This window comes from Gloeocapsopsis crepidinum LEGE 06123 (assembly GCF_015207655.1).
Taxonomy (GTDB): Bacteria; Cyanobacteriota; Cyanobacteriia; order Cyanobacteriales; family Chroococcidiopsidaceae; genus Gloeocapsopsis; species Gloeocapsopsis crepidinum.
Genome location: NZ_JADEWN010000039.1, coordinates 17,249 through 40,774 on the forward strand (window position 1 = coordinate 17,249; position 23,526 = coordinate 40,774).

A 23,526-nucleotide genomic window follows, 5' to 3' on the forward strand; every position below is an offset into this window, starting at 1 on the left:
GTATAAACTAAGTTGCCAACGCCACATATTTCCTAAAAATAAAGCGCAGTATTAGGGTGCTTGAGGAGTTAACTGTGAAACATCTGTCTGCTACAGAGTTGAAAGTCTCACACAAAATCCCAGTTCCAGATGGTACAACTATAGCCCGACGGGAAGTCAGTCGTTCCTCGGCTAGCAGTCAGCAAAAGATGAGAAGTAGTAGAAATCAAGCAGCAACTACTAAAACGTCATCTGCACAGCCATCAGCTTCAACAACAGCTAGTAGCAATCGTAAATCAGTTGACTTGCCACTGAGTCCACAAGTTATTAATCGTAGTTCTAGGGTAAATCAACCAAATTATACAAATCAAAATGGCGTTCAGAATGTAGATGTTAGAGAACCATTCATGCGAGTAACACTACCTCAGGAAGTCAATGAGAAAAAACGCGTTGTTGTGAATAAAGCGTTTCCCAGCACGAGCACTTACACAGTTATGCCTCGTTCGCACGGGGAAAAACGCACTCATCGCCGCAAAACCACCATCTTGACAAAATCAATACTTTATACGTTCAGGTTACTCATTTTAGGTGTAGGTGTGGGAGCGATCGCAGGAACGTTGTTATCGGTATTAGATCCTACAAACCGCATTAAAGCAGAAACGCCAACTGCAGAAACACACTCAGAAGTCACAGAAGTAGCTATAGTTCCAGGCTCAGGGTTGAAGTTAACTCAACAGATGAGTTCGTTGAAAACGACAGTAGAACAGTTAGCCGCAAAACAAAAAAATTTACTACCAGGAGTCTTTTTCGTTGATTTAGATACTGGTGGTTATTTGGACGTCAATGGTAACACAACTTTTGCTTCTGCCAGCATGATTAAAGTACCGATCCTTGTGGCATTTTTTCAAGATGTTGATGCAGGGAAAATTCGCTTGGATGAAAGCCTAACGCTGAAGAAAGAGTTAATTGGCGGAGGATCGGGCGATATGCAATATAAGCCGCTAGAAACAAAATTTACAGCGTTGGAAACTGCAACCAAGATGATTGTTATCAGCGACAATACAGCAACCAACTTGCTGATTGAGCGCATGGGTGGAGTAGCAGCGTTGAATGAGCGGTTTTTGAGTTGGGGTTTGACAGCAACACAAATTCGCAATCTTCTGCCAGATTTGGAAGGCACAAATACGACAAGTCCTAAAGACTTAGCACATTTAATGGCATTAGTCAACGAAGGAGACTTGATGTCAGTGCGATCGCGCGATCGCTTGCTAGATATTATGCAGCGTACAGTAACTAACACTTTGCTACCACGAGGTTTAGGTGAAGGAGCAACAATTGCCCATAAAACTGGTGATATTGGTTCTTTGGTAGGCGATGTTGGTCTAGTTGATATGCCGAATGGTAAGCGCTATATTGCCGTAGCAATGGTAAAACGTCCTCACAATGATGGTCGCGCTCAAGAGCTAATTCGTCAAATTTCGCGGGCAGCCTATCAAGAATTTAATAAGCCCAACTTAGAGCAAATTCTACGGACAACACCTTTTGTTACAACTACTCCAGCAGCAAATTCAGCAGAAACAGGTGTTTCTCCTACTGTAACGCCTGAGACACAGCCATCTACTTCTAACTAACAAAGCAAGATTTCGCTTGTGGCAGATGCTTCCGCAATCAATAGACTAAGCTATTTCGCAGTAAAAATCTGCCAGAAAACGTCATAGGAATGCCTATTCCATCTAAAATTGTCTCTCCACTATTTTCTTGTCGCGCATGGATGTGAAGATGAGGTTCGGTTGTATTTCCTGAATTTCCTACCTGGGCGATCGGTTGATTTACGCTCACGAATTCTCCTTGATTGACAACGATGGTTCCACTCATCAAATGAGCAACTAATATTTCAACGCGATCGCAGGCGATTAGAACATAGTTTCCCGCAGGATGTTGTCGATCTGTTTCTGGTGGAATTAAGTCAGGAAAACTATTAACAGCATTTATAACTTTTCCTGTACATGGGCTGTAGACAGTGTCCTGAAAGATCGCATATTTTGTTAGTTCTGTTGGGTAAAGTCCATTTGCTCTAGTGCCAAAGCTATTAAGTTTTACAAGATCCAGTGCATATTGTTGAGCGCGGTCTGTATTGTGGTAGTTGATGATCGAGCTATTTCCACCATGAGCTACATAATATGTACCGTCTTTTAATGGGAAAGCAAATTCAACAGGTTTGTTATGAAAAGAAAAGCCTTGCAAAATCAGAAAACTGAGATTAGCAAATATTATTATGATAAAACAGTTAACACCTAAAGAAAATAAAGATTGATATTTTTTTATTGGATAAAAGGGCAAATGTCGAACTTTTTTATATGACCTAAGTACTGCTATGAAAAATAGAATGATAAGAATAAATCTTAAGTAGTAACTTAACCAATCCCATCGTCCTGAGAAGAAAATATAAATAGTGTAAAGCGTATCTACTAATATATTGAGTAACCAATCAAGCTTACTTTTGGCTTCACCCCTCCACAACCAAGAGAGAAAAATAGTAGGAAGGAGGAGATGGGTAATTAAAAGCAATCCTATTTCAATCAGCATGTTACTTGAACAGTAATTCTGCACTTTTATTACTTGAGACAAAGGAGCAACAGATGTTCAATGAGTTAAAAGTTGCTTATCTTCTTTCGCTTATTATTGCGGTCTTGACCTTTGTTGCAGCTGTGGGTGGGCTTGTTCTTCCAGATCTCTATCGGGACAATCTATTTGTTACTTCTGGATGGTTTGGAAATGACTTGGTGACGCTTGTCGTCGCATTCCCTATTCTAATTATCGCTTTAATACTGTCAGCACGAGGTTCACAGCGGGCACAACTCGTGTGGTTAGGAATGCTGAATTACACGCTTTACAATTTCGCTTTTTATTTATTTGGCGCAGCTTACAATCGTTTTTTCCTCATTTACGCGGCACTATTTACACTATCAATTTTTGCGCTGATCTTTGGGCTAGTAGGACTTGATGTTAAAGAAATTAGTCAGAAATTCGGTGCTAAAACACCAGTGAAATTGATTAGTGCTTATATGTTGTTTGTTGCGATCGCCCTTGGTGGATTTTGGATTTCGCAGGCAGTGAATTTCATTTCCACTGGGCAAGTTCCCCAGATAATTGTCACAGTAAATGGCTCTACTAATGTTATTGCGGCTTTGGATTTATCAATGGTAGTGTCAATATTTCTCTTAAGTGCAATCTGGCTATGGCAACGCCAGCCCTGGGGTTATGTGCTGGGAACCATTGCCAATATCAAAGGTGCTGTTTATACGTTAGCATTGACTGCCGCTACGATATCTGCTGCTTCTTCTGGTGTCGCAGATACGACGTTAGTTCCTTTATGGGGGTTTTTGTCACTAGGTAGCCTGATAGCAAGCTTATTCTTGCTCAGATTCCGCTCTAATAGTTATTAGCTTAAGGCGGTATATTGCACAAAACCACCAAACTACTAAGTGACTTGTTGTGGTGTATCAACAGTATCTAAAACAGACCAGATGTACTGTAGCAGTGGTTCTAATCCTTGATGAGTAGCAGCAGAAATGAGATAAGGGTTACTACCATGATGCTGTGTAAGTTTCTGAGAAATTGCTCTGAGTGTATCTTCGTCAATAGCATCAATCTTATTCAACGCCAAAATTTGTGGGCGATCGGGTAGTCCGCGTCCGTAAGCGTGTAACTCTTGCTGAATCGTTTGATAATCAGTAACAGGATCAGCAGCAGTAACGTCAACTAAATGCAGTAGCACGCGAGTACGTTCGATATGACGTAAAAAATCATGTCCTAACCCTGCCCCCTGATGCGCGCCAGCAATTAAACCTGGAATATCAGCAAAAACTGTGCCATCACCTGTTGGTTTACGAACGACACCCAAATTAGGGATAAGCGTTGTAAAGGGATAATCAGCTACTTTGGGACGGGCTGCGGAAAGGGCAGCAATTAACGTTGATTTACCGGCGTTGGGAAGTCCAATAATTCCAACTTCAGCTAGTAACTTTAACTCAAGACGCAGCAAACGTTTTTCTCCAGGTAAACCTGGAAGCGCATACTCAGGGGCACGGTTGCGGTTGCTCAAGAAATACTTATTACCTAATCCACCTTTACCACCTGCAGCGACACACAACGTTTGTCCTGGCACAATTAAATCGCCTAAGAGTTCGTTTGTTTCTGCATCGTAAATGACCGTACCGCAAGGAACTTCAATAATGCGATCGCTTCCTGAAGCCCCTGTCCGATTATTTGGTCCACCACGCGAACCATTTTCAGCTTGGAAACGGTGTGCATATCGAAAGTCTAGTAGAGTTTGTAGATTTTCCGCTGCAACTAAAACAACTGAACCACCATTTCCCCCATTGCCCCCAGAAGGTCCCCCTGCTGGCACGTATTTTTCACGACGGAAGGCTACAATTCCATCACCTCCTGAACCTGCTTCAACTTCAACTTCTGCTTGATCGATAAATTGCATAGTTTTTGGGAATGGGTAATAGGTAACGGGGAATGGGTAATGGGTAATTGCTAGAGGATGTTCTTGCCAATGACCGATTACCAGTTACCAGTTACCAATGTTAATGACTAACAATATTCTGTGACATCTTCATGACACTCATCAGCAAGATAGGACAATGCACGAAAGCGTAATCCGACAAGTTGCTCATAAAGCGGGTTGAGCTTACACAGAGGGGGAATGTGGACAACTTTCTTGCCAAAGAGTTTAACATCGCGCTCAAACGGGCACTGGGGTGGAATCATTTTACACAAGAAGCGGGCAACTTTAGGATCGTGAATATCGAGTCCATCAAGCCAATCACGCACAGGATGCAAGACATCGATCTGTGTTTGTTCGGTGGTTAGTAAAGACGTTGCATCGACATCTGCGGGAAGATCGCATAACGTTTGACGCAAAGCAACAAGTGCCGTTTCTTGTAACTCTAAAGCTTGGCAGAATTGATGAATAATTTCATCTTCGACCGAGGAGTAAGTACCATCGGCGATCGCTACCATCACAGCAGTCCGTAAGAAATTTTCTGCCGCAGTTGGATCGTCTTTTAAAACAGCGGCTAACTCTTCTGGGGTAATTTTTTCAAAGGATTCTAGTTTTGAATCAATAGTAAGCTCTTGAGTTAAAGCAGTAATGAGTTCTTGCTCTTGGGGATCGAAGTCACCATCCGCCCAAGCGATTGAGAGTAATCCTCGTAACCAAGCTACGATCTGTTCGTTAGTGTAAGGAGATTTGACAACGCTTGTCATCGTATCAATACTTATAAATAATTTTCCGAGACTATCCTAGCGCTGGTAGTAGCCTAGCTGGCTGTAAACTAGAAAACCGAGTTGCTGATAATAGGCATAAATTTGTGACGCTACCAGAGTTTGGATTATTTCTCATTTCGATCCTAGCGAGTGTGGCTGGGCAATGGCTGCTCAAAGCAGGCGCTGTAAAACTAGGCAGAGTAGATGCGAATAATTTTGTTAGCCATGTGTTGGAGATGATTACGATTCCAGAATTACTTGCTGGATTAACGTGTTACGCTTTAGGCGCGATCGTCTATATTTTAGTGCTGACTCGCGTTAAACTCAGCATTGCTGGTCCGGCGGTGGCTTTGGTATATGTCTTTTCGCTGCTGATTGGATATTTTGTCTTTCGAGAAGCGATTCCTTTAAGCCGAGTAGTTGGGTTAGGACTCATTATCTGTGGTGTCATTCTCGTTATTTGGAAAAGTTAAAGATAGCGAGATAATACATCAACAGTCGATTGCCCAGTTTTTGCCCAACTGAAATTATTTGCTCTTGTACGACTCAGTTTTGAAAGTTGTGATCGCAATCCAGATTCCGTTGCAATTGCTTGCATTGCGGCAGTGATTTGTGCAACGTTATGAGGATCGACTAACAGCGCGGCGTCTCCTGCAACTTCGGGTAATGAAGAAATATTCGAGGTAATGACTGGAGTTCCACACGCCATAGCTTCTAATACAGGTAGCCCAAAGCCTTCCCACAAGCTAGGAAACACAAGTGCGATCGCTTGATTGATAATTGTCGGCAAATCTTGATATTTTACATAGTCGAGAATTTTAATGCGATCGCTGATATTGAGTTCGGCGGCGGCTGTTTGTAGTGCAGGAGTGTAGCGAGGATCGAACGGTCCTGCTAACCATAGTTCATAATCGCATGGCAATGCCGCAAAAGCAGTAATTACTCGATGTAAGTTTTTGTAGGGATCGTGGCGTCCAATGTAGAGGAAGTAGTTACTCGTCGGTAAATCAAGAAAGCGAAAATGATTGACGTCATGCGCTAGCAGAATTGGGGTAATCTTATTTGCACTAATACCAAAAAAGTCTGTGATGTCTTTAGCTGTGGCTTGGGAGATGCAGAGAATATGTTCAGCTTGCTTTAAGACTTGTGGGACGTAGTAACGGAAGTAGGATGTTAGAGGAGAACGATTAGGAAAATGCAGTGGAATCAGGTCGTTAACATTAACGATGTAACGGCATTGAGTATATAAAGGTGCTTCTGGAATTGGAGAGAACAGAAGATGCGATCGCAGTTTTTTGTAAATTTGTGGCAGTTGAAACTGTGTCCATGATAAGCGACGAATATGACCGCGCAAACCTTGCTCTGCAGTTTGATTGGAAGGAATTATATAGCAATTATGTGCAGTAATTTGCTGAGTAACGAGCAATGTATGATCAATTTGCAAATGAGGGATAAGATTTAATGCATAAGTACTTGTTCCAGTAGGGCGACTTAGCAAATAGGATAAATTTATGATTAATTTTCCTGGCATTACATTTATCAATCGCAATTTATTTTAAGTGGATATTTCTTAAAGTTTAATATTAGCAAGATAATTTTTAGGTATTTCTTTTTTATTGTTGCTCTTATCAAGAACTTACTTGTTAGATAGATTCTAAGCAATATTTGCTCCCATAAAGGTCGGTGCTTTTGATAGTAATAAATTTGACTGCGTCGATATTCAACAGTCATTAAATCAGAAATATTTCGAGATGAATAACCCCTAATATGAACTAAAGACACTTGAGGTGCATAAATTATTTTCCATCCTTGCTCTTTCACTCGAAGGCACAAATCAACATCCTCAAAATACATAAAAAATCTTTCGTCAAAACCTCCTACTAACTTAAAGATTTTCTTTCTAATGAAGAAAGCTGCACCAGTGACAAAGCTTACTTCGCTTTGAGTGCTTATATTTTCCTCATCCAGATTATTTTTACTTTTTATAAGAAACTCTTGCCAAATACTTAATACTGAATGGTTTGAAGACTGTAGCGTTCCATCAAAGTTTAAAATTTTTGGACCAACAACTCCAAACTTTGGTTCTTTTTCTAACAATTCGACTAGAGGGAATAATATATCATCTTTTATTAAAGTATCAGGATTTAAGAATAGTAGAAATTCACCTTGAGCTAGATTTGCACCTGCATTGCTTCCTGCACCAAACCCCGTATTTTCTTGTTTATGAATAGTGAGTTGAGGAAAATTCTGTTTGACTAAAGCGACGCTACCATCTGTAGAGCAGTTATCGACTATGATGATTTCATATCTAATACTCTGTATGTATCTCTGTATTGACTTTAAGCAATTTACTAATACTTCTCCAGCATTATAATTAACAATAATGATAGAAACTCTTACTTGTTCCATTATGATTGGACTAAAATCATATTCTGCTGAGATATCCGCGTTCAATATAATGTGAATTTACCGAAATACTCGCTACGCTAGTTCAATTTGGCAATCATCACCAATGAGAAAGCGCAAAGCTTTAGGACGTCTTGCGGCTACTGTCAGTTGAGCACATTGTCCAATGACACTATCAATAATTCGTTGATGAATTCGATCAATTCTTGCCCCTTGTAGAACAACGCTGTGTTCAATGTCCGTTTCAATAATCGTTGCTTGATCGGCAATACTACTGTAGGGACCAATAAAACAGTTTTCTAAATAGCAGTTACTACCAATGATGACTGGACCGCGTATTGTACAGTTAATGACTTTAGAACCAGAACCAATTTGTACGCGCCCAATAACTTGACTATGTGCATCTACTTCGCCAAGATTGGAAGTTTTAAGGTAAGTATCGAGAATCAGGCGATTAGCTTCTAAGAGATCGTCTTTTTTTCCTGTATCTAACCACCAGCCTTCAAGTTGACAAGCTGAGACTTGTTTTTGCTGATCGATTAAGCATTGAATTGCATCAGTAATTTCTAATTCTCCTCGTGCAGAAGGTTGAATGCAAGCGATCGCTTCATGAATTGTGTGAGAAAAAAAGTAAACACCGACTAAAGCAAGGTTTGAAGGGGGAACTTGTGGCTTTTCGATTAACTCTAAAACGCGCCCGTATTCATCGACTTTAGCAACACCAAATGCACTAGGATTCGCTACTGGACGCAGTAAAATTAAAGCATCATGTTGCTTTTGAGTAAATTGCTGAAGAAAGTAGCTTAAGTCTCCTTGCTGAATTAAGTTATCACCCAGGTACATGATAAAGGGGTCATCCTTTAAAAAAGACTGGGCAATTTGAACTGCGTGGGCAAGACCAGCAGGTTTATCTTGCAGGATATATGTAATATTGGCACCAAAGCGATCGCCGGTTCCTGTTTTATTTTTGACCTCGCGCCCCGTTTCTGGACTAATAACAATACCTATATCAGTAATTCCGGTAGCAACGATTTCTTCGATACCGTACCAAAGAATTGGTTTATTGGCGACAGGTACAAGTTGCTTTGCGCCAGTATAAGTCAGAGGACGCAAGCGTGTCCCTTTACCGCCGGAGAGAATCAGCGCTTTCATAACTATTCGTGTAAAGTTCTGCCAGCATTTTCCTAAGTCCTTGTCGCCAGTGAGGCGATGGAGTTCCCAAAACTTTGGTTATTTTCCCACACGCGAGAACCGAATAAGCAGGTCGTTGCGCCAAAGTAGGATACTCGGGGGTAGTAATAGGAATTACGCGCTGGATTTTGAGAGGAATTAATTGCTGGGCTTCTTCAAAAATCGCGATCGCAAAATCGTACCAGCTAGCAACACCACTGTTGGTATAGTGATAAATTCCAGTTGGATTATTGAGTTCAAGTAATTGGGCGATCGCACGGGTAATATCGCCTGTCCAAGTCGGACTCCCAATTTGATCTGCAACTACACGAATTTCTTCGCGTTCTGTACCCAGTCGCAGCATAGTTTTGACAAAGTTGTTACCGTAGCTACCGTATACCCAAGCTGTCCGGAGAATGATGTATTGATTGCAGTTATTTTGAACTGCTTGTTCGCCACTGAGTTTTGATCGTCCGTAAGCCCCTAAGGGATTTGTCGCATCGATTTCTTGGTACGGGTGACTTTGACGACCATCAAATACGTAATCTGTAGAAATATGAATGAGGTGTGAATTGAATTGTTGTGCTTCTGCGGCTAAGATACCAGGTGCGATCGCATTAATTATAGTTGCGAGTTCTGGTTCAGTTTCAGCTTTGTCTACCGCTGTATATGCCGCAGTATTGATAATAATCTGAGGTTGGACTTTGTGGATAATTTGACGCAGGCTATCAGGTTGTGTCAAGTCAATTGTAGGGCGTCCTACCGCAGTAACATCTGCTACGGGTGCGAGGTAGCGTTGCAGTTCTTGACCTAATTGCCCTGTGTTACCAATCAGTAAAATTGACCGTCTCATGCAGTTAATTTAAAACAGTCTTGCCATGCGGATATCATAGCGGATTGTGTGGGAACTTATTGTGAGCCTGGCGAATAAATTCGCGGCTCAATAGACTAAGTCCACCTCCGTGGACTAACAAAAGCAGCATAAGCCTATGAAGATAGGTTTTGTTTGTGTAGCTGTGGTTTCAACCGAATCAGCTTTTTTCTGACTCTATCAAGCAAAGACTTCAGCTTGGTGAAATAGTTGACCTGCTTGGTCTTTCTGTGAAAGTATAGGTGGAGTAGAAATAGTCCAATCAATCGCAAGATCTGGGTCATTCCACAAAATACAACGCTCGTGCTGTGGTGCGTAGTAGTCTGTCGTTTTATAAAGAACTTCAGCGCTGGGAGAGAGAACTAAGAAGCCGTGGGCAAAACCTGGAGGTACCCACAATTGGCGTTTATTCTCAGCACTCAAGATACAACTAATCCATTGACCAAAAGTGGGAGAACTTCTGCGGATATCTAAGGCGACATCAAGGATTGTACCAGCGATCGCGCGGACTAACTTTCCTTGGGGTTGCTGAATTTGATAATGTAGCCCTCGCAGGACGTTTTGCAGAGATCGCGAATGGTTATCTTGGACAAAGTTTAATGATACTCCCACTTTATCGGCAAAAGTTTTTTGATTGTAGCTTTCAAAAAAGAAACCGCGATCGTCACCAAAGATTCGAGGTTCAATCATCAAAACTTCAGGTATCTCAGTCGGTAATATATTCATCTTCTTATTGTTGCGCTTCTTACAGACAGACCAATCCAGCTAAGTACGCCATATATTCCTGCAGCTAAAATAACTATGACATGCATTACAATACCAGCAGTCAGCATGCGGTAGGAATCAAATCCTAATAAAGTAAAACCAAACACCCAACCAGCTTCTAAGGTGCCGATATTACCTAACGTACTGATTGGTAGTAGCTGAGTTAAATTAGCTAAACTCGAACCTAATACGACTTCTGATAGGGACATTGAGAAGCCAAGCGACTGTAAAACGACCCAAAACAAGATAAATATTGCTAACCACAATAAAATTGAGTAGCTAAAAAGTTTTAAGTGAAGCGAAAGTTGGCGATAAATTAGCAACTCATTATAAAAAGTTTTAATTAAATTATTGACCTTTATAAAAAAATTATTGATTCCTTTATAGGCAGTAACTCTTTTTCTCGAAGTACGTGCTAGTTGCTGATTTTTTGTCATGAATATGAATAAGCCTATAACAAGTGCGATCGCTACTAAACTCAAAACTAAAGAACTTAGCCAAAGGCTAGCGATTCTCCCCTGAAGTACAGCAACTCCGACCCCTATACTTACGATACTTGCTAGTGCTAAAGCATCATGAATGCGTGTTAATAATAGTGATGCTACTGAACTAATGTAAGGATAATTTGAATAGCGCTTCAGTAACAAAGGTAAACTTAATTCTCCCGATCTTACAGGTAAAATATGATTAAGAAACTGATATATACAAGTAATTTGAAAGATTAAAAAAAAAGGGATACTTGTTTTAACTGAAAGCAGTTCAAAAAAGCGCAATGCTCTTAATATTTGAGTAATTCCTACCAAAAAGAATAGTTTTGTTACACCTTCTAAACCAACCTGCGACAATGCAGAAAAGATATCAGAAGGTTTTAAAATACTTCCCAAAAGAACTATCAAACAGACAGTAAAAAATACACTCCAAACTTTTTTGCTACGAACTAAACTATAAATCATTGTGTTACTTAGTTTGAGCTAAAATCACCGTCCACGGCAATAGAGATTTTACGCTTAATATCTCAAATTTTGTTTTTACTAGTTTGATAAAACCTCCACGCGACCAGTGTTGAATATGTCCAGGACTGTTACCAAATTCAGTAAAATAAGCACCTCTTAAAAAATTGAGTGTTCTAAATATTGGTTCTCTAGGAACGCTTAGAATACAGTATGGCAGAGCAACACTAGCCAGTTTTTCTAAGCCTACTTGAGGATGTTCTAAATGCTCTAAAACTTCACAACATACAACTAGATTTGCTTGGTCTGTAGCCTTTTGTAAGTCGTATATGCTTTTTTTCTCAAACGAGAGTCGAGAATAATTAACTCTACTTTTTGCAATATCAAGAATTTTATCCGAGATATCTGTGCAGTGTAAAGAAGCGTTCGTTTTACTTAGTATTTGAGTAACATGACCTTCGCCACATCCTACTTCAAGAATAGATTTAGGATTTATTTGACTGACAAGTTCAGTAATAGCTTGATCGAACTGATATAGTAAATATCTACCAACTGGATTTTTCATTTCATATTTGTTCGATCCAGTGCCAACAACTATACCGTCTTCTATTAGTGGGAAGTGCTTTTGATTCATGGCAAACAATCTTAATTAATGATACTGCAGATTTTCATCAACTACTTCAGCAACCTGTTGTTCTACGCAGTCTGAGTGAGAATATCGAGTTAATAACTCTGCTAGTACTCCTAGAGAAATCAACTGAACAGATAAAATAGTCGATAATATGCCAAAAAATAGCAGTGGGCGATTTCCAATTGGACCTAAACCAAGGAACCATAAAATTACGAGATAGATGATTATCCCACTTCCTAAAAGACCAAAAAATAGTCCTATTTTACCGAATAAATGCCCTGGTTTATATAAGTAGCGAGTAATCACAAGCACAGTTAATAAATCAATAAAACCACGCGAGTAACGTTCCCATCCATACTTAGACTTTCCATATTGTCTGCGAAAGTGACAAACTCCTACTTCTCCCACTCTAAATCCTAAACTATGGGCAAGAACTGGAATGTATCTATGAAGTTCTCCATAGAGTTTTATGCAGTCTAAAACTTCTTTACGATAAGCTTTAAAACCACAATTAAAATCGTGTAAAGGAATACCAGCAATTTTTGCCGTCACTTTGTTATATACCTGTGAAGGTAGTGTTTTAGAAATAGGGTCATTTCTATTTTGACGCCAACCTGAAACTAAATCAAAGCCTTGTTCTAACTTGTTTAAAAACTTAGGTACTTCAGATGGATCGTCTTGGAGATCGGCATCAATAGTAAAAATGACACTGCCTTTTGCTTTTTTAAACCCTGCAAAAAGTGCTGCTGATTTGCCAAAGTTTCTACGGAGTTTGATTCCCTTAATTTGTGTAGGATATTGATGAATTAAATCTTTAATATGAAACCAAGAATGATCGACACTTCCGTCATCTACAAAAATAATTTCATATTTGCTAACCCTTTCTTGGAACATCACTCCGCGAATTTTTTCTGACAAAGTAGCAATCGTTGCTTCTTCGTTGCATACGGGAATTACAAAACTGATACTAATACCAGGTGACATATTAATTTAGTTCTTTAAATGGAGTTGTCTGATGCAGTTTGTAAACATTTTGTAGTTTGCTCCAATCTGGGTGAGGTGCCTTAGCATAAGCAAATAATGTTTGGTCTTCTGGTGAAAGGCGGACGTATCCTTTCCAACCCGAAAATTCGTAAGATCTCCCTAATGCTTTAGCAACATCTGGACGAGGAAAACCCGTGAGCGCAAAACCACGTATTATGTTGTTTTGATTTAAGATGGCAATGCAGTTGATGTCGCGATGTTGGCGATCGCCTGCCCAGCCTTCTACTCTAGCTATGTCAGGTGTCAGCTGAGTCAGATTATCGAAAACTCCTGGCAATACTTGTGGGGCTGGAGGTTTTAGTAAGTCGGAGCTAAGCTTTTGATTAGATGCACAAAGCTTATCTACTTGAACAGATTGGTGAAATGGAACTAAACGGTTTTGTTTTAGAGCATCTGTTAAGTTTAGAAATTGCTTAGGAGCGGGACTAATAACCTGCTTGATAATGTTTTTATCAGTAACTCCGAGTTGAACTGACAGAGTTACCAACGGTTGTAAAGAAGCTGCACGCGCGATCGGTTGAGATGCCTCAGTTCCAACTCTGTACATCGACAGAATCAATACAGTTAGCCCTGCTAATAGTGGTGTTAGTAATTGCCAATAAGTATTACCATTTCGTAAAAATTTTTGCAACCCTATCGCAACAAGCACAGTCAGACTTAGCCAAAACAAACTTGGTAAAGAGGCATAGCGCGATTGAATTGCCGATGCGATACCAGATCCCGAACGACTCACTGCTGCCATCAATGCAGTTCCGATGACATAACCTTGTAAGACTAGCCACGGTAGCCAAGAAGTGCGAATGGTTTTAGCTTGTGGATTTAACGAGTAACCTGTACAGCAGATAGCAATTATCAAACCAACAATACCGATGCTACAGGCAGTACCAATATCAAGGGTAAAAACTGCACCTAAATATGTGGGAATGAATATCAGGATATCGCTCAGGCTTCGTGATAAAGGCGGATGATAACCAGGAGTTTTGTAAGTCAGGAGATATATACTGCAAATTGCGATCGCACAACCGATATACAACAACACAACCCGTATCGGTAAGCGCGTTAAAACAACAGCAGCGTATAATACTGGTAATACAGCGATCGCAGTACTATAAGTCAGAGTGCCTAGTAGAGCAAAAAATAAGCTACCAATTGCCCAAAATATTTTTTGTGAGTATACAAGCTTTGTTAAGCAACAGATAGAAGCAGTAACAAATAAATTTGCTCCTATCCAAGCCACACCACTAAAGCCTCGCATCCAATTATGTGCTGCAGCAGGTGTAAAGCAAAAAATTGAGATACACAAAAGCACTACGACAAATAAGCTGCGAGAACGCCGTAAATCATTGGGTAGCAGCGTCGCTAAGAGTATAGCTTGTCCTATGGCAAATAAGAATGTAATGCATGATAAACCTATATTTGAACCTTTTGTGACAATTATGTTAAAAGCATAAATGATTGCAGGAATTAAAACTAAGTGCTCGTTAGAACGAACTAACCAGTCAGTAGGTTGAGATGAAAAGCCATCAGTTGAATAAAAATGACTAATGATATCCCAGTAGTCATAGGTGGAAATTTCGCCTGATTGTGTAATCCAGTAAAAAATGTAGACAGCTGGTAAGACAATGACGATCGAAGCAACAGCTAAATAGAATTGTTTTTTGCTGAAAGTCGGAGCAAGGCTGCTTTTGTAAGGCATACGATCTGTTCCACACACCTAAAAAACGTGGCGTAGCGTAACTGTATCCAAGTCTTCTGACTCACTCGCCGTACATTGGAGTTGAGCTATCTAGGGTTCATAATACATTGCTCAAGATAATATCAAAAATCGTATACAAAACTTACATTACAAGCCTGGTATAGCTGCGAATTCTTCAGATGAATCTGGGAACAGCTGCATCACAATACGCAAGTCATCTAATTTTGCACAGTCAGAAAGCTTTCTAAGCTATATATCTATCAAGTTGATAAATACTTATAGATTTACTATCAACTATTTAAACTGTTTATTAAAGTTTTATGCTTTGTTTAGCTTAAACGTTAATTTTGTTCACTAACTTTACCTGGTGACAATTATTTCAGGTGTAGTGGTTAACTGCGTAGCTTCTTTAGTTTCAGAATCATAAGCCCAAGCCTTAAGAATTACTGAACCTTCAGGAAGTGTAGCAGCGTCAATATTTATATTCCAACCAGAGTTAGCAAAAGCAGAATTATTTAAAATCTTGACAATATCTGGTCTTTCTACATTAACAGGGGCTACTGCCACAACAGTATCATTATCTCCATAGGTGATAATGACGTTATCTGCTGGTCTTCCTTTGTTTGCAAGAATAGCCCACCCATAAACATTTATAGGGTTAGTTCCAGACACTTCTACTCTGGTAGCATTAGAACCATTAACAGCATCAAAAAAGCCTTGAGCACCTGTAGAAGTCGTTGTAAAATTAATTTCTCCTACGTGAGTTACTCCAGGAATATTGATAGTTGGTGACGGGTTAGCTGAATCTGGAGATGTAGTGGTGGTTTGATTAGTAGAACACGCAGCCAAAGTAAGCGCTATAGCTGTAATTAATAAATTTGTTGGATACAGCAACTTTTGAATTCTAAGCATGATTTCCTTGCACCTAATAAATTGGTTATGCTCTTAAAAAGTAGTTGTTCTTAACTCTTTGAAAGAGTTAACAATACGAATTAGGTATGTATACTCAAAATGGCTTTTATTTTAGATTTGTAAAAGTTTACTACATAAATTGATAAAATTGTATTTTTTCTCCAAACTAAGCTATCTTTGTATCCGTAGTGACTCCATTGTTTTTCTGAGAATAACAATAAACTCTATTTGATTTTTTTGAAGTAACTCAATTTCAAGTGGTAATGATAAAGAATTTCGGCAATAAAGCAAGAGTTCTAAAAATTCGATTTGCGTCCAAACATGAAAATGGATGCTGTAGTTTATAGCAAGCAAGTTTTCAGCCCTAGTTGCAACGTTACTATCTGCTGCTTTTTCAACAAGTCTTGCCCATTCTTCATAGTGCGATCGCTCTGACCAACTTCCTCCTTCTTCATAATCGCGAATGATGTGTTCTAGTGGGGTGATTGGGCGATCGCAATCAAATGTGTAGCGTTTATCTGGTACAGCCATATATAAAACTCCACCAGGTTTTAAAACTCTTAACCAATTTTCTAAAGAAAATATAGGGTTTTGACAATGCTCGATCACATGATTCACGATGACAAAATCTAAAGAATCATTAGGTACAGTTGTCAGAACTTCACCATCATCGATAATATCCGGTTCTACTAAGTTGTGTGCTGCTAATTCTGGATATTGTTTTCTTAGTTCCTCTACTGATATCCTATCTACATACTGAATGTTTACTTCCGCTGGAACTTGTAGTGGTGAATGTAAAGCTCCAATTTCAATACCATAACCAGTTAAATATTTAGCAGCGATTTGTTGGCGTAAATCATTTTCTACACTAGCAGTACTACCTGCTGGCTTATTCGTCGTAGACACAAGTAAGTTTAGCTTACGTGCTAATGTACTAACTGGAGCAGTCAATGTTTTCAGTTTCATCTATAACTCAACTTTGTTGTATGGGTAGTATCACTTGTTTTATGGTGGTTAATAGCTAATAGTTAATAATGAATTATTAATCTACCAACCGTTGACCATTGACTGACAACAGCCTTTAAATTAGGTTTATTTTCACCTACTTACTTAACTAAAATTTAGGTTAAATTCTGTTTATGAGTTTACATTACAAGTGAAATGGAAGGTTTATTAAGAGAATTAGATTTTAATGCTGTAATCTTCGCGATCGCGTGTTAAGTTTGGGTTGTAGCAAGGATCGTTATCAACTATTTCTTGCCATTTGCTCAGTAGATAATCAGCTTCTTTATGAAGTCTAGTAATTTTTTCTGGAGTATCTTCATACCCTCTACTTTTAGATTCATAGTGGTATAAAACTACATGAGGTAAATAAATATTCCTGTAGCCTAGATTGCTCATTTTGAGACATAGATCGATATCGTTGTAAGCAACAGCTAAGGTTTCATCGAAACCACCAATTTCTGCAAAAACTTCGCGCCGACACATCAAACACGCACCAGTAATCGCAGAATAGTTATTGATAGTTTTCACCTGACAAACGTAACCAGGGGTTGTTGCTGGAAAGTAGCGATGACTATGCGCCGCAACACCACCTAACCCAAGAACAACGCCAGCGTGTTGAATTGAATTATCAGGATACAATAAAAGAGCGCCTACTGCTCCGATTGATGATCTTTGTGCTTGTTCTACCATTGCTTCGATCCAATCGGGTGTAACGACTTCGGTATCGTTGTTTAAGAATAGTAGATAGTCTCCTTCAGCTTTACTAGCAGCGTAGTTATTGAGTTGAGAATAATTAAAGGGAACATCAAGCGGATAACATTTGAAGTGTTCTGGCTGTTGCTCTAACCATTGCGAGATAATATTTAAGGTCTTTACTTCAGTGCTACCGTTATCTATAACAATGACTTCGTAATTAGGGTAAGTACTTTTTTGAAAGATTGATTCTAAGCATTTATTTAAAATATTGCCTAAGTTGCGGGTGGGAATAATAATACTGACACGTTTATAGTGAGAGATCTCATACCGCACGCTGTAGTTTCCAGGAAACTCAGGAATTCCAGTGACTTTTCCAGGTTCATTGCGTCGCGTTAAGGCTTCGGCGATCGCCTTTTCTGCAGCTAGCTGGGCATATGATTTGACACTGGCTACACCCGCTGCAGTCGATTCAGGATGAATTCGCCAGTGATAGAGTATTTTCGGGATGTGAAAAATATTGGCGGTTTTTTCAGTTAACCGCAAAACGAGATCGTAATCTTGGCTACCTTCATAACCTACACGAAAGCCACCAATTTGCTCAATCAGCGATCGCCTGTAAGTTCCTAAGTGACATGTATACATGCGTGAGAGAAAAGAATCAGGACACCACTCAGGCTTAAAGAAAGGATCTTTCAGACGATTTTGCGTGTCAATCTTGTCTTCATCAGAGTAGATCATATCGGCTTCTGGATGCCGATTGAGGAGTAAAGCCACTTCGTACAAAGCATCTGGCGTCAGACAATCATCGTGATCGAGTAAAGCAACAAACTCCCCTGTAGCTAACTCTAGAGCAGAATTGGAAGCCTGGGAGATATGACCATTTTCTGCTCTAAAAACAACTTTAATTCGAGCATCTTTACTTGCATATTCCTCTAAAACTGACTTAACGTACGGTTTAGTCGAAGCATCATCTGCAATACATAATTCCCAATAGGGATACACTTGCTCTAGAACAGATGCGATCGCCGCTTGTAGAAACTGCTCTGGAGGATTGTATACTGGCATAATAATGCTGATCGCAGGTCTGTAGGGAAAAATTTCCACTGTTTCAGCCATTTTTTTAAGATCTGCTGCTCTGGGAAAATTCTTGCTTAACCATCGCGCGTATTGTTCTTGATATGGTGCGGCGATTGTTTCAACTTCAGTCGCTGTTGGTGCAATGTCTAGCTTATAGTAAATTTTCTCTAATGCTCGTGAGAGCACGTAGCGCGTACCTTTAACCCGTAATACTGCAAAATAATGCTTAAGCCGTGATAATAAACTGCGTGACTTGACACTAGTACTTGCAAGGCTGAGTAGCGTTGCTTCGTTACGTGTAGCACTGTATGCCCAGGCATTGAGATGAATTTTTCCGGCTGGGAAATCAGCGAGATTTAGCTTCACACTCCAACCAGAATTTTGGTAAGCTGTAATACTGAAAGCTTGTGCAACATCTGCTCTTTCTGAATTAACTGGAGCAACTGCAACCAGTTGACGGTTTTTACCGTGAGTGATGATAACGCAATCTGCGGCTTTTTCTTCCTCTGGTAAAATTGCCCAACCTCTGGCAATAAGCGGTGTTGCATGAGGCACTTCAATCGCGGTAGGGTTGACGCCATCAATGCTATCAAAACATCCATTTAATGTTTTTGGCGCAGCGTTAAATTTAATTTCCTTGAGATCGCGAACTCCAAGCAGATCGCTTGCAGCACTACTAATTGGTGCTAGGGCAGTATTCTGCATATTTGGTATATGTTTAATACGTACTAATTACTTTAAGCTAAAGTGGAAGATTCGCAACTTCCATTGACTATTTATGAGTTGCTACACCCATCCTTTTTTTCAGGGTGAACCATGCTGTCCGTAGCTTCCAAAATTTGCTCGTATGCATTGCGGCAATAGTAGCCTCAGCTTGTTGCCGTTCTACTTGCGTTTGGGCGAGTTGGGCTTGCGTTTGGGCGAGTTGGGCGTGGGTTTGTCCCAGTTCTGCCTGTGTTTGGGCGAGTTGGGCTTGCGATCGCTCTAATTCTGCCTGAGTTTGTGCTAGCTGCGCTTGTGTTTGCCCAAGTTCCGCCTGTGTTTGCACTTGCGATCGCTCTAATTCTGCCTGAGTTTGTGCTAGTTGCGTCTGCGATTGTCCTAATTCTGCTTGAGTTTGTAATAGTTGCGCGTGCGATCGTCGCTCTAGTTCACTCTGAAGCCGTTTGCCTTGTTTTTCTGATTTACATAAATCTACCCAATCCTGAAAAGCCCATACTTTATATGGAGAATTCCTGACTTTTTGAATCGTTTCTAATTGATGCTCTTGATCAATTTGAATTGCTTTAGCATTCAGTTCTTGATATATATTCAAAGCTTCAGGAAAGTAATAAGCAACTAATGTAGCTCTATGCACGTTTGCTTCTTGGACGCGTAGTAGTGAACGTTCAAATATATCAGGTGCAGGGTTAGCTAGCGTCACTTGAAATTTGTGATTAATGGCTTCAATGTTTTTTTCGAGTTGATTGGCTATACTGTAAACACTAGTTAGAATACAGCGATCGGGAAAGCGATCGTAAAAGTTTAAAATTTTCTGGTTATAGTGAATCCATAGTTTAACTGCTAAGTCTGGGTGAGAAAAAAAGATCGTATCATTCTCTCCTCCTCGACGATATAAAGAATCTACGACTTCCCAAGGAGAGCGATAAACTAGAATAAACTTTGCTTCTGGTAGTAAATCTGCCCAAAAATTGAGAAAAAGAGTCGTTCTAGGATCTTTCCATCCCCAATATGGGCTTTTAGAATTTATAGCAATAAGTTCTTTTGCTTGGTCTATATACTGTTGTTCGACCTCTACTGTTTCTGTTAATGTCCATCCAGCATCATCTATTCCCTGAGAGCGCAAAACTGTTTTGTGAAACTCGAAAAAATCAATATTTTCAAAATGACCTTTTGCATTGCTTTCATTTGCTCCTAGCAGTCTTTCACCAACATCTACTCCTGCACTTTGAAGTATTGCCGCTGTCAGTGATGTACCCGAACGATGCATCCCAGTAATGATAAAAGCAGTTTTGTCTGAATTAACTGCAAACGATTGCATAGATTTCTAACTATTTACGGATCAGATTTTAGAATAAAAATATTCTAGAACTTTCTCAACAAATTCAATTCATTTTATCAGCGTCGGTAACTAAATTTGCTGAATAGACAACTAAAGCTTGTAGGCCCAAGTTATACTTAGGTTTTACACTTACAACAACCGTAAAGGATTTAAATGCCTTGCTTGCAGCCCAAGTCAGATAAACTCGACTCTATACAGGTTTTCAGTCTACTGAAGTAGACTTTTACTATCAGTCGTCAACTTAAGTTGACGACGGGTCTGGATACCTATTAAGAATGCTGCAAGATCTGAGTTAAAAGTTTTGTTTTAGCTCAGTTGCATCTATTTGCATCCGCCTTAAAATTAATTTCAAGGCTCATAACCTAAGTCCATTTAAATGGACTAAAAAAGAGTTCTTACCAAGCTAGTCGGATTGATCCGACTTAAGCTATTAGCCCAGGAATTTATTTCCTGGCGGGACAGTGCAAGATTTGATTTGTACTAAAAAAGGGTGTCTAATGAGGCACCCTTCAGAGTTAGATGAGTATTATTCTAGACAACAATATCTGGGGTAGGAATAATCACGGGATCGCCAAGAAAAATATTCGTACTACCAAAACTTCCAGCATCGACAAAAGTTGCAATGAGAGTTGCATCTTCTGGAGTAGTACCACCAGTTGGATCGTAGTAAAGTTGTCCGATACCAGCTTCACCACCTTCACCACCACTAATTGCGTAGATAGAAGCAACGCCACCAGGTAACGTATCTTCTAATATTGCTGCCTCAAGAGAAGCAGCTGCGACAAAATCATTTGGACTTAACTCATTATCTTCAATAAATTGTAAACCTGTAAATGCAGATGGGTTTAGAACAATAATATCTCCCCCTTCTCCTCCGTCGAAGCCAAAGAAGTCAGTAATGACATCACCGCCATCAGTGATAGCGTTATAGCCAAAGCTAGTAGGACCAACACCACTAGTCAGTACGTCAACGCCAGCACCACCAATCAAGGTATCATTACCACCACCAACAAGGGTATCGTTGCCTAAATTACCAAAAAGTAAGCTGCCATCCTCAAGACTTGTACTGATGAGATAGTCACCACCTTGACCACCATAAAGTGTATCTCCACCACCAGCAGTAGTTAGGATATCATCTCCTAAGTTGCCATACAGGACATTACCGCCACCTGTGGCATTTAAAGCGTCGCTTCCCTGACCGCCAAATAGGGTATCTTCACCATTACCAATAAGAACATCATCCCCTAAGTTGCCATACAGCTCAGCCGCACCGTCACCATCGTTAACGAGGGTATCATTACCCTGACCGCCGTACAGTGTGGGGCTACCACCTCCACTATCTAAGCTATCGTCGCCTTGATTACCAAATAGGAGATCGCTGCCACCACTATCAAGCGTGTCATTCCCTTCGCCGCCATACAGGGTGTCATCACCATTACCAGTAAGACTATCGTTTCCTGCGTCGCCATACAGCTGAGCAGCAAAATTACCAGTAACTGTGAGCACATCATTATCCTGACCACCGTAGAGGGTGTCATTACCCTGCGCAACTAAGTTATCGATACCCAGGTTGCCAAAAAGCAGACTACTGCCACCTGCAAAACTTGTTAATGAGTCATCTCCTTGACCACCATACAGAGTTGCATCTCCAGTAGCAGTTAGAGTGTCGTTTCCTTCGTTACCGAAGGCTTGATCGCCTGCACCTACTGTAATCGTATCGTTGCCTGCAAGACCATTAACGATATCTGGCTCTGCAGTAAGATTAGGAAAAGTGCCAAGGTTTGGAAAAGTGTCATCTCCAGTGGTTAAATTGATAACTGCCATTAAAGTTCACTCCTAATTAGGTTGTTGATGTGAAATAACTGTGTTTCAGCGAAGTAACGCACGCGACAATGAACCTGAATGTCAATACTCCAGGTATCGTAATGAGGGGCTAAACCTACGGATGTCTCCAGGTTGCCTTACTTAACTAAAATCCAGAACAAACCTAACCGCCGTCATTGCGTGTATCCAAGCGCAAATTTACGGATAAACAATTTTCTTACGACTAGATAAATTCAGTACATCTACTGTGGCAGTCTTAATTTTCGCGTGCTTTCATCTACAGTTTTTTTATCTACGTGAATTTACGGTAGACAAGAACTTTAACACCTTATTTAAAAAACGGGGTTTTTGCGCTACAGAATGCGATGCGTCAATATATCCAAAGCGCCGTAAACTTTCCTCACCCTGCAACATTAAGCTATGCACAATTTCTGCATCGGCTTGCTGCCATCGCCCAATTGTGGGTGGAACTATAATTTCTAAGTCAGGCATCTCGCGCTCAAGCGGAACTTGTAAAAACTTCCACAATTGCCGAACCGTTGGCAATGTTTGCAAGACTAACTCTTCAAATTGAAGACGAATGTAGCGTTTTCCTAAGAATTTATTACCAAAATCAGCCGCAAAATTATTAACTTTAAGCCACAGTTCAAACGAGTCTTGAGGATTCATCTCCGCAATATCTCGACCTAATACCGCTGCCCCATGCTTGCGCAGCTGGTTCTGATTTCCCGAAAATGCCATATCACGACCATCGCGGACGACATGGATAAAACGCATTTGAGGAAAATGACGATAGATGAAGGGTAATAAATAGATTGTGCGGGGATACTTCCAACCCCAATTGATGCCAGCTGGCATATGCGCGCAATGCTTTTCGATGCATTTTAAAAATTCTGCATCCATAGCTGCTTGCTCTGATGCTGTTAAATAAGCATCTTTGCCATTGTGAGCGATGTCAATCCATTTATCACAAAACTCGGTCAGGGCTAGGGCATCTTCCGATCCATTCAAGATTTTGCCCATATCCACACCTGCATTGTCAACCGCTCGCGTAAATACTCGCGTTCCAGAACCCCCAGTACCGCCAATTACAATAGGGGTATTACTCGGAATCATGACTCATCTCCTGACACTAATTTGAATTCTAAGCATGAATCACAG

At 40.2% G+C, this 23,526-nt stretch carries 21 protein-coding genes; 3 read left to right on the forward strand and 18 right to left on the reverse strand.

The genetic code is table 11. The features are described from left to right. The first annotated feature begins 74 nt into the window (after nucleotides 1-74). Nucleotides 75-1,610: a serine hydrolase gene (locus tag IQ230_RS15660; RefSeq protein WP_322742434.1), complete on the forward strand. Its 1,536-nt coding sequence runs from the start codon at nucleotides 75-77 to the stop codon at nucleotides 1,608-1,610. A gap of 37 nt (nucleotides 1,611-1,647) precedes the next feature. Here IQ230_RS15660 and IQ230_RS26740 read toward each other — a convergent pair whose 3' ends face one another. Continuing rightward, a complete protein-coding gene (locus IQ230_RS26740; RefSeq protein WP_228055005.1) occupies nucleotides 1,648-2,223 on the reverse strand; it encodes a M23 family metallopeptidase in 576 nt (191 codons plus the stop codon). Between the two features lie 395 nt (nucleotides 2,224-2,618). Between IQ230_RS26740 and IQ230_RS15670 the strand changes: the two genes are divergently transcribed. Further along, the gene (locus tag IQ230_RS15670) at nucleotides 2,619-3,425 is read left to right on the forward strand and encodes a hypothetical protein (protein ID WP_193932892.1); all 807 of its coding nucleotides are present in this window, start codon (nucleotides 2,619-2,621) and stop codon (nucleotides 3,423-3,425) included. Between the two features lie 35 nt (nucleotides 3,426-3,460). Here the strand turns inward: IQ230_RS15670 and obgE are convergent, their stop codons facing one another. Together obgE and IQ230_RS15680 are read right to left on the reverse strand one after the other, a co-directional pair. Then, nucleotides 3,461-4,474: a GTPase ObgE gene (gene obgE, locus IQ230_RS15675; protein WP_193932894.1), complete on the reverse strand. Its 1,014-nt coding sequence runs from the start codon at nucleotides 4,472-4,474 to the stop codon at nucleotides 3,461-3,463. A gap of 107 nt (nucleotides 4,475-4,581) precedes the next feature. Beyond that, complete coding sequence (locus tag IQ230_RS15680; protein ID WP_193932896.1) at nucleotides 4,582-5,256, reverse strand: Mo-dependent nitrogenase C-terminal domain-containing protein; 675 nt, start codon at nucleotides 5,254-5,256, stop codon at nucleotides 4,582-4,584. Nucleotides 5,257-5,360: 104 nt separating this feature from the next. Here IQ230_RS15680 and IQ230_RS15685 point away from each other — a divergent pair, with 104 nt between their 5' ends. Continuing rightward, on the forward strand, nucleotides 5,361-5,729 hold the full coding sequence (locus IQ230_RS15685) for an EamA family transporter (RefSeq protein ID WP_193932898.1): 369 nt from the start codon (nucleotides 5,361-5,363) through the stop codon (nucleotides 5,727-5,729). On the opposite strand, the gene IQ230_RS15690 is transcribed toward IQ230_RS15685, so the two are convergent. The 15 genes from IQ230_RS15690 to IQ230_RS15760 form a co-directional block, all read right to left on the reverse strand. Beyond that, nucleotides 5,726-6,787 carry a glycosyltransferase family 4 protein gene (locus IQ230_RS15690; RefSeq protein ID WP_193932900.1) on the reverse strand — a complete coding sequence of 354 codons (1,062 nt, stop codon included), beginning with the start codon at nucleotides 6,785-6,787 and terminating at the stop codon, nucleotides 5,726-5,728. The genes IQ230_RS15685 and IQ230_RS15690 overlap by 4 nt on opposite strands. A gap of 8 nt (nucleotides 6,788-6,795) precedes the next feature. Then, nucleotides 6,796-7,665 (reverse strand): glycosyltransferase family 2 protein, encoded by an 870-nt coding sequence (locus IQ230_RS15695; RefSeq protein ID WP_193932901.1) that lies wholly within the window; start codon nucleotides 7,663-7,665, stop codon nucleotides 6,796-6,798. A 72-nt stretch (nucleotides 7,666-7,737) separates the two neighbouring features. Next, nucleotides 7,738-8,814, reverse strand: a complete 1,077-nt coding sequence (locus tag IQ230_RS15700) for a glucose-1-phosphate thymidylyltransferase (protein WP_193932903.1) — start codon at nucleotides 8,812-8,814, stop codon at nucleotides 7,738-7,740. Further along, nucleotides 8,786-9,685 (reverse strand): dTDP-4-dehydrorhamnose reductase, encoded by a 900-nt coding sequence (gene rfbD / locus IQ230_RS15705; RefSeq protein ID WP_193932905.1) that lies wholly within the window; start codon nucleotides 9,683-9,685, stop codon nucleotides 8,786-8,788. Before rfbD ends, IQ230_RS15700 begins: the two co-directional genes overlap by 29 nt. Nucleotides 9,686-9,883: 198 nt before the next feature. Beyond that, on the reverse strand, nucleotides 9,884-10,429 hold the full coding sequence (gene rfbC / locus IQ230_RS15710) for a dTDP-4-dehydrorhamnose 3,5-epimerase (RefSeq protein WP_193932906.1): 546 nt from the start codon (nucleotides 10,427-10,429) through the stop codon (nucleotides 9,884-9,886). Next, nucleotides 10,426-11,421 (reverse strand): lysylphosphatidylglycerol synthase transmembrane domain-containing protein, encoded by a 996-nt coding sequence (locus tag IQ230_RS15715; protein ID WP_193932908.1) that lies wholly within the window; start codon nucleotides 11,419-11,421, stop codon nucleotides 10,426-10,428. Before IQ230_RS15715 ends, rfbC begins: the two co-directional genes overlap by 4 nt. Before the next feature lie 4 nt (nucleotides 11,422-11,425). Next, the gene (locus IQ230_RS15720) at nucleotides 11,426-12,052 is read right to left on the reverse strand and encodes a class I SAM-dependent methyltransferase (protein ID WP_193932910.1); all 627 of its coding nucleotides are present in this window, start codon (nucleotides 12,050-12,052) and stop codon (nucleotides 11,426-11,428) included. Nucleotides 12,053-12,067: 15 nt separating this feature from the next. Then, nucleotides 12,068-13,033, reverse strand: a complete 966-nt coding sequence (locus tag IQ230_RS15725) for a glycosyltransferase family 2 protein (RefSeq protein WP_193932911.1) — start codon at nucleotides 13,031-13,033, stop codon at nucleotides 12,068-12,070. Nucleotide 13,034: 1 nt separating this feature from the next. Continuing rightward, on the reverse strand, nucleotides 13,035-14,789 hold the full coding sequence (locus tag IQ230_RS15730) for a hypothetical protein (protein ID WP_193932913.1): 1,755 nt from the start codon (nucleotides 14,787-14,789) through the stop codon (nucleotides 13,035-13,037). A 360-nt stretch (nucleotides 14,790-15,149) separates the two neighbouring features. Next, nucleotides 15,150-15,701, reverse strand: a complete 552-nt coding sequence (locus IQ230_RS15735; protein WP_193932915.1) for a hypothetical protein — start codon at nucleotides 15,699-15,701, stop codon at nucleotides 15,150-15,152. 171 nt (nucleotides 15,702-15,872) lie between these two features. Beyond that, complete coding sequence (locus IQ230_RS15740) at nucleotides 15,873-16,667, reverse strand: methyltransferase domain-containing protein (protein ID WP_193932917.1); 795 nt, start codon at nucleotides 16,665-16,667, stop codon at nucleotides 15,873-15,875. Nucleotides 16,668-16,883: 216 nt separating this feature from the next. Then, nucleotides 16,884-19,184 (reverse strand): glycosyltransferase family 2 protein, encoded by a 2,301-nt coding sequence (locus tag IQ230_RS15745; protein ID WP_193932919.1) that lies wholly within the window; start codon nucleotides 19,182-19,184, stop codon nucleotides 16,884-16,886. A gap of 67 nt (nucleotides 19,185-19,251) precedes the next feature. Beyond that, nucleotides 19,252-20,520, reverse strand: a complete 1,269-nt coding sequence (locus IQ230_RS15750) for a sulfotransferase (RefSeq protein ID WP_193932921.1) — start codon at nucleotides 20,518-20,520, stop codon at nucleotides 19,252-19,254. Nucleotides 20,521-21,072: 552 nt separating this feature from the next. Then, on the reverse strand, nucleotides 21,073-22,365 hold the full coding sequence (locus IQ230_RS15755; protein WP_193932923.1) for a calcium-binding protein: 1,293 nt from the start codon (nucleotides 22,363-22,365) through the stop codon (nucleotides 21,073-21,075). Between the two features lie 288 nt (nucleotides 22,366-22,653). Next, nucleotides 22,654-23,481 (reverse strand): sulfotransferase family protein, encoded by an 828-nt coding sequence (locus IQ230_RS15760; protein ID WP_193932925.1) that lies wholly within the window; start codon nucleotides 23,479-23,481, stop codon nucleotides 22,654-22,656. Nucleotides 23,482-23,526 lie beyond the last annotated feature (45 nt).